Source organism: Robertmurraya beringensis (assembly GCF_042433785.1).
Classification (GTDB): Bacteria; Bacillota; Bacilli; order Bacillales; family Cytobacillaceae; genus Robertmurraya_A; species Robertmurraya_A beringensis.
In genome coordinates, this window is record NZ_JBHLUU010000115.1 from 58,371 (window position 1) to 63,507 (window position 5,137).

6 protein-coding genes are annotated in these 5,137 nt (G+C 36.6%); 4 read left to right on the forward strand and 2 right to left on the reverse strand.

Features of this window, described 5'->3' with window-relative positions; all coding sequences use genetic code 11:
- The first annotated feature begins 46 nt into the window (after positions 1-46).
- Positions 47-769: an N-acetylmuramoyl-L-alanine amidase CwlD gene (cwlD, locus tag ACFFHF_RS17710; RefSeq protein WP_160547950.1), complete on the forward strand. Its 723-nt coding sequence runs from the start codon at positions 47-49 to the stop codon at positions 767-769.
- Between the two features lie 121 nt (positions 770-890).
- Entirely contained in the window at positions 891-1,946 is a 1,056-nt protein-coding gene (gene salA, locus ACFFHF_RS17715; RefSeq protein WP_160547949.1) for an iron-sulfur carrier protein/transcriptional regulator SalA, read from the forward strand.
- 426 nt (positions 1,947-2,372) lie between these two features.
- Here salA and gerD read toward each other — a convergent pair whose 3' ends face one another.
- Entirely contained in the window at positions 2,373-2,966 is a 594-nt protein-coding gene (gerD, locus tag ACFFHF_RS17720) for a spore germination lipoprotein GerD (RefSeq protein WP_160547948.1), read from the reverse strand.
- A gap of 143 nt (positions 2,967-3,109) precedes the next feature.
- Between gerD and ACFFHF_RS17725 the strand changes: the two genes are divergently transcribed.
- On the forward strand, positions 3,110-3,730 hold the full coding sequence (locus ACFFHF_RS17725) for a KinB-signaling pathway activation protein (protein WP_160547947.1): 621 nt from the start codon (positions 3,110-3,112) through the stop codon (positions 3,728-3,730).
- 15 nt (positions 3,731-3,745) lie between these two features.
- Here ACFFHF_RS17725 and pdaB read toward each other — a convergent pair whose 3' ends face one another.
- Positions 3,746-4,498, reverse strand: a complete 753-nt coding sequence (gene pdaB / locus ACFFHF_RS17730; RefSeq protein WP_160547946.1) for a polysaccharide deacetylase family sporulation protein PdaB — start codon at positions 4,496-4,498, stop codon at positions 3,746-3,748.
- Positions 4,499-4,625: 127 nt separating this feature from the next.
- On the opposite strand from pdaB, the gene ACFFHF_RS17735 reads away from it, so the two are divergent.
- Positions 4,626-4,859 carry a hypothetical protein gene (locus tag ACFFHF_RS17735; RefSeq protein WP_377058715.1) on the forward strand — a complete coding sequence of 78 codons (234 nt, stop codon included), beginning with the start codon at positions 4,626-4,628 and terminating at the stop codon, positions 4,857-4,859.
- The last annotated feature ends 278 nt before the right edge of the window (positions 4,860-5,137 follow it).

Here is a 5,137-nt window from a genome sequence, read left to right on the forward strand (position 1 = left end):
ATATTAAAGTGAATATTGGACGGATGGGAAGGACTGACGCATAGAGATGAGCAAAAGAGCCAAAATCATTGCTTTTACCGTTGGACTAGTTATTTTATTTTTTATTCTTCAATATGATTATTTTAAAACCAAAGAATCATGGAGTTCTTGGAGTCTTCCGCTTTCTGGTCAAATTATCTTATTGGATCCCGGTCATGGTGGACCTGATGGGGGAGCTGGGGAAGAGGGGGCACTTGAAAAGGATATTGCATTAAGTGTATCGAAAAAATTAAGAGATTATCTTCAAGAGCAAGGTGCTTTAGTTATTATGACTAGAGAGGAAGATAAGGACTTAGCTGAGGGTGGAACTAGAGGATATAGTAGGAGGAAAACGGAGGATCTAAAAAAGCGTTTAGCCATGATCAATGAATCGGAAGCAAACTTTTTTGTTAGCATCCATCTAAATTCAATTCCTTCACAGAAATGGAGTGGTGCACAGACGTTTTACGCACCACAGTTAAAGGAAAATGCTAAGGCTGCAAAATTCATTCAGGACGAGCTTCGAATCAATCTTGAAAATACAGATCGAAAAGCAAAACCGTTAAGCTCTGTGTATATTTTGAAAAATGCACAGAAACCAGGGGTATTAGTGGAGGTTGGCTTTTTATCAAATCCAACTGAAAAGCAGTTGTTAAAGACCGAGGAATATCAAGAAAAGGTGGCAGCTTCCATCTATAAAGGACTGCTAAGATATTTCTCAAATGAAAATGAATTAATTGAAGCGGAGTAAGAAGGTGAAATAGATACCACCTTCTTTTTTCTTGTATATGAGTGTGATGCAGTTAACTCTATATACAGAGGATTATGTTATAATAAGAAATGCAAACGAATTCAAAAAGGCGGTGTAAACGTTGTTAACAGAAGCAAAAGTGATTGAACTATTACAAAGTGTGGAAGAACCATTTTTACATAAGACATTAGATGAATTAAATGCCATTGAAGAAGTAAAGATTAAAGAAGAGAAAAAACATGTAAGTGTTAAAATAGGAATTGCAAAAACAGGAACAGCAGAACAGCTACAGTTACAGATGAAAATAGTAAACCTATTAAAGGGAGCGGGGGCAGAGTCAGTCGGAATTCGTTTTTCTGAACTGTCACAAGAAACTCTTGATAAGTTCCGTTCTACTCAGGAGGAAGAATCCCAAGGTCTTTTATCACCAGGAAGTAAGACAACCTTTATTGCTATTGCTAGCGGGAAAGGTGGAGTAGGAAAATCGACGGTTTCAGTGAATCTTGCTGTTTCTTTAGCAAGATTAGGGAAAAAAGTTGGGCTAGTGGATGCGGATATTTACGGATTTAGTGTACCAGATATGATGGGCATAACGAAGCGCCCAGCCGTACGTGGGGAAAAAATAATACCAGTCGAACGCTTCGGTGTAAAAGTCATCTCTATGGGCTTTTTTGTTGAAGATAACTCTCCTATCATCTGGCGAGGACCGATGCTTGGAAAGATGCTGAACAGCTTTTTCAATGAAGTTGAATGGGGAGAGTTAGATTATTTACTACTAGACTTACCTCCTGGAACAGGTGATGTAGCTCTTGATGTACATAGCATGCTTCCAGCCTGTAAAGAGGTTATCGTCACAACTCCACATCCAACAGCTGCTTTTGTTGCTGCGAGAGCGGGTGCCATGGCGCTTAAAACGGATCACGAGATTTTAGGTGTGGTTGAAAATATGTCTTATTTTGAAAGTAAGCTAACTGGAGAAAAGGAATATGTGTTCGGACAAGGTGGAGGAGAAAAGCTTGCTGATGAGCTTCAAACGAAGGTACTTGGCAAGTTACCTCTGGGTCAGCCTGATTGGAATGAAGATGATTTTGCCCCGTCTATTTATCACGAAGACCATAAGCTTGGTCAAATATATAAAGAAATCGCAGGTACGATCATTGAGTCACTTGGTAAATAGTGAATTAGGAAAACCTCTCCACTTGGAGAGGTTTTTTATGCATGGAGAGTTTGATCTTTATAAATTGTTTGCTAAAAAGCTGCTGATTCCTGTATCCGGGATTTAAGGGTCCCCGCTAACGGGGGATCATGCTAAGTACCCGAGCGCGCGAATAATAATAGTCGGAGAAATTCCGCCTAATTGGTAATTATTATTAAAACAAGGTTCAATAGGCGGAGAGATTCCGCCTATTGACTCGAAAAAGTCGAAAATGGAGGATTTTTCTTTACATAAGCGGAAAACCTCCCCCTATTTCCCCGAAAAGGAGCTACATTCTTTATTTAACCGAAAAATCTCCGCTTATTTCTTTTTAATATTACGAACGTCGTTCTACACGTATTTTAAGAAAAGCACTAGAACGCTTTAATTGAAAGCAGAGCCGCATTTCTATGCCCCTGTCCCTTCTTCTTTTGCTTCTTCCTTACTTCCGCTTTGTTCAGCTACCTCTTCTACCGCTTTTAAAATGAGATCTTGAATTTTTGCCTTGAATAAAGGGCTTTCGAATGTTTCGGTCATAACCGCTTGAACATGCTTTCTGTATTCAGCGCTTTTTAAGATGGTTGTTACTTCTTTTTCAAGTTCAGGGTCTTTTAGTACATCAATCATCATGGTTCGATACTCTGGATCCTTCATTAAATCTTTTAAAAGGGTTTCATTTTCTGTTCTCATGCTTTTAGCTACACTTTCAGAGAACTTTGGATCTTCAAAGGACTTCTTCCAGAATGCAGTCCCTTGATCGGAGGTTAATGCTTTTTCAACTGTATCTGAAACAACTGCTTGGTCCATGATCAACGTTTCCTTCATGGTTTCATCATTCATCACATCTTTTATAGCTTTTTTTCCATCATCAGTCTTTAAAATATCAACTACCATTTTTTTTGTTTCTTCGTAATCCATTTGGCTGCTTGTGTCCACTTCAGCACAACCAGTAAGAAGTAACCCACTTATTAAAAGAGGGAGCACTAAAGACTTTTTAGGCATGATTAACGCTCCTTTCGATAGTAACTATAGTATATGATGAAGAAAAACGACAAAAATTATACGTTTCCTACTCGAACCTAGATTTTTCATACTTTGGTTGGTACAATCAATAAGGAATGATTACATAATTGGGGGAAATTACGTTGAATAGCCGTAACTTGGTAAGGTTGTTTTTCTCGACGCTTATAATCGGGGGAGTGACAACAGGAATCGTTGGCTTCATTGTTCGTTGGAAAGAATTTGAGCCGTTTTTTACTGATTTTCAGATAGTTGAAATATTATCAATCTTAGCATGGTTAGTAGGGGTTGGTTTGATATTCAGCCTTATTAGTCAAATGGGCTTCTTTGCCTACTTAACAGTTCATCGTTTTGGTTTAGGTATATTTAAATCAGTAAAGCTTTGGAATAGTGTACAAGTGCTACTTATCATTTTTGTCCTTTTTGACTTGGTTTATTTACGATTTAATGCTTTTTCTGAAAAAGGAGACAGTCTGATACCTTATTTAGGGCTTGCTTCATTTATTGCTGTTAGTGGGTTCGTTGTAGCATATTATAAAGCGAAGCTTACAAATAAAGAAGCGTTTATACCTGCACTTTTCTTTATGATTGTTGTTACTGTGTTAGAATGGGTACCCATTCTTCGAGTAAATGAAAATAGTTGGTTGTACTTAATGATTTTCCCTTTGTTAATTTGTAATGCCTATCAGTTATTAGCATTACCAAAATTTATTTCAAATAGTGAAAAGAGTAAAAAAGCCGTCTAAAATGAGACGGCTTTATTATTTTATTTCTTTTGAAGACGAAGTCGCATTTGCTATCATTTCGGAAACAGATACGAGTTTTAATCCTTTTTTATTAATATCATCAATAATAGATGGAAGGGCAGCGGCTGTCTGTTTGGCAGAATCTGATGCGTGAAGGAGAATAATATCTCCCTTGGTAGCTTTAGCTGCATTTTCTTGAATGATCTCGACACCTGGATTAGTCCAGTCTTTTGAGTCGATACTCCAATGGATTACAGTAAGTCCAAAACGGTCTGCTACTTTTAAGGTTTTTTGATCAAAATGCCCTGTAGGAGCTCGTAAAAGTTTTATATCCTTTATACCGAGTTTCCTAAAAGCCTCTTGAGCCCTTGAGATATCCTTTACTATTTTGTTTTCTTCTAGCTCGGTATAATCTTCATAATTATATCCCAGCATTCCAATCTCATATCCTTCTTTCACAATTCGATCCACAATATGTGGATGCCTTTCTGCCCAAGAACCTGATAAAAAGAAAGTAGCTGATTTTACATTTTTACTTTTTAGGATATCCAAAATCGGCTCTGCTTTTTCATCCCCCCATCCAATATTAAAGCTAACAGCTAAGTCTTTTTCTCCCTTATAAACTGCCTTTGGACCGTCTTTTCCTGAAAATGCTGGTACATTTACGTAATTTTCTAAGTACAAAAACCAAGCTGTGAAAAATGCTGCGACTCCTACAAGGATAAATTGTTTTAATGATTTGCCATTTAATACATAGAAAAACTTCATCCTCTCACCTCGTCCCAAACACTACTTGTCTCAAATCTATTCAAAAAGAATTTGATTTATGCTTATAAAATGGTGAAATTAAGAACACACTACAGTAACTAAATTGTTAAAGGAGTGTACATGTTTTATGCTAGGATTGTTAATCAATGAGAAAGAAGTTAAAGAGATTGAGTACCTGATAAAGAGAGAAATGGACGAGATCTTGTTTGATTTAAAAGATGACCGAATTGATCATATTGTAAAAAGAGCAATGGAGGAAAGATACAAAATTCTATTTACGCTATTTAAGCGAGTAGCACCCGCAAAAGAATGTCTGAAGTACATAAGGTCATCCAATCAAAGAAAAGAAAAAAAGGGTTAAAAACTGTTGACTTATTTTTTATAACTTGTTATATTAATAAACGTCGCTGCTGAACAACGAATTAATGAAAAAAGTTTTTCAAAAAAAGTTGTTGACGAGCGGATGGTTAAGTGGTATATTAATAAAGTCGCTTTTTGGCGAAAGAGAAACAAATTGTTCTTTGAAAACTAAACAAATCATACGTCAACAAAAATGATTAGTGTTGAAAAATACACTAGCCAACGTTTTAACTTTAAGAGCTAATCTTACTCTTTATTGGAGAGTTTGATCCTGGCTCA